The 2,378-nt window shown below is 63.0% G+C and carries 1 protein-coding gene; it reads right to left on the minus strand.

From position 1 onward, the window contains the following. Positions 1-2,378: DUF5801 repeats-in-toxin domain-containing protein (locus tag J4D25_RS26820; RefSeq protein ID WP_258536630.1), on the minus strand; the 2,378-nt coding region annotated here is incomplete at both ends.

Below are 2,378 nucleotides of genomic sequence, written 5' to 3' on the forward strand. Positions count from 1 at the left end.
CGCTGTCTGCACCGGTGTTGTTGATCGATTGGACAACGGCGTTCGGGTCGCCGTTGAGTACCAGCTTGTCCCGCACGCCCAGGCCCGCATCGAAGCCGGTGACCTGGTACAGGTTCTCATTGACTGACAGATCGATGTTGAACGCATCTTGCTCACCGCCCGTGCCAACCAGCGTGAAGTCGAAGGAAGCGTTGGCCGGGTCGTTGGCGAACAGGTTGGCGTCAAAGGTACTCGTCGCCGAGTCCCCATCCTTGTCCGTCAGCGTCGCGCTGAACGCCAGCTGGACATCGCTGGCCAGACTCTCGCTCTGCTGAATGAACTGGATCACCGGGATCTTGATATCGCCCCGGCCCATCGTCAGCTGAACCGCGTCGATCAGTGTCGCGCCCTCTTTCTGGACGAGGAAGGACACCTGTCCGCCAGCCTCCGGCGTCAGGGTGTTCACCTCGATGCGGTCCGAAAACGTGCCATCCGCGTAGTAGATCCGGTAGTACAGGTCTTCGGTCGCGGTGTTGTAACCCGCCACGGAGTTGTCGATGAAGACCTTCATTGCCGTCAGCAGGCTCTCTGGGTTGATGACGAAACTTTCATCGGCGGCGCTGATTGCCGCCAGGTTATCGCCCTGGAACACGTTGTTGGCGACGCCGATGCCGGACGTGCTGACGTTCATGGATGCGGGGTCGATGTACGACGGCAGGGGGTTGGTCTGTAGCGCGGCTTCCGTAGGGTCGGGTGCTCCGAGCCCGATACCGGTCAGGATGTCCGCGGTCGACGCCAGCGCCTTCGCGGAAAAGAACACGATCTCCTCGGATGTCGAAGGAATAGCCGGGTTACTCGTCTGCGGAATCAACAATGTGCGCACCGAATCCGGGCCACCGGCAGCGAGCGAGCCGTCGGCACTGCTGAGCACGATCGTCGAACTGAAGCCTTGCACCAGATCCAGCGCATAGCGACCATCGGCATAGGCGGTCAGCGTGTAGTCGACGGTGGTATTCGCCGTTGCGGCATTGTTGTCGAAATCACCGGTCAAGGTTCCCGCGAACCGGTACGCGCCATTGACATCCGGTGATGGCGACAGCTCGCTGAGCGTGCCGGTCCCGGTCGTGGTCGTGTTGTCCGGCCTGACGAGAGTGAACTGGTTATTGACCAACGAGATATCCAGACCGGCCGCCCCCAGCCCGTCGGCTCCCGTCGCCATATTCCAGAACCCGGATTGCGCAAGGACGCTACCGGTCCCGATCAGGTTGCCGAAACTGAGTGCCGGCCCATCGTCCTTGAACACCAGGTTCTGCCCGATGTTCAGCGTTGCCTGGGCGCTGTCGCCGTCCCTGTCGGTCTTGGTCGCCGTCAGCGTCACCAGATTGTCAGAGGTCAACGTCTTCGAATCATCGGGATTGCTTGGGTCGGAATGCACCACGGCGCGGAGCTGGTCGAGCGTGACACTGCCATTGGCGGCGACGCTGACCGTGAACACCAGCAGATTACTCGTGGCCGTGCGGCCTTCCACCACGGTGCCATTGAGCGACAGGTTCACCGCCTGGTTCGAGGCCGTGTCCGTCAATCCAGAAGCCCCGGCCACCACGCCCAGCGCATAGGTCAGGGTGCCCGCACCATCGGCGCCAAACGCCGAGGTGAAGTTGGCGGCAAAGCTCTGGGTATCATTGGTCGCCAGCACCGTCTCGTCCACTGTCAGCGTCGGTTCCGCGCCGGTGGTACTGATGCTTGGCCCGTCGTCCTTGAACACCAGGTTCTGCCCGATGTTCAGGGTCGCCTGGGCGCTGTCGCCCTCCTTGTCGGTAATGCTCGCGGTCAGCGTCACCAAGTTGTCCGAGGTCAGGCTCGTCGAGTCATCCGGATTGGTGGTGTTGGAATGCACCACAGCGCGGAGCTGGTCGAGGGTGACATCACCGTTGGCGGCCACGCTGGCCGTGAACACCAGCAGGTTGCCGAGGGCCGTGCGGCCTTCGACCACGGTGCCGTTGAGCGACAGGTTCACCGCCTCACCGGTGGCCGTGTCCGTCAGCCCGGAGGCTCCGGCCACCACGCCCAACGCATAGGTCAGGGTGCCGGCGCCATCGGCACCAAACGCCGAATTGAAGTTGGCGGCAAAGTTCTGGGTGGCGTTGGTCGCCAGTACCGTTTCGTCCACCATCAGTGTCGGTTCCACGCCGGTGGTGGTGATGCTCGGCCCGTCATCCTTGAACACCAGGTTCTGCCCGATGTTCAGCGTCGCCTGGGCGCTGTCGCCGTCCCCGTCGGTCTTGGTCGCGGTCAGCGTCACCAGGTTGTCCGAGGTCAGGCTCGTCGAGTCATCCGGGTTGGTTGGGTCGGGATGCACCACGGCGCGGAGCTGGTCAAGCGTGACGCTGCCATTGGCG

It is taken from the genome of Pseudomonas sp. GW456-L13 (genome assembly GCF_017350115.1).
GTDB lineage: Bacteria > Pseudomonadota > Gammaproteobacteria > Pseudomonadales > Pseudomonadaceae > Aquipseudomonas > Aquipseudomonas jessenii.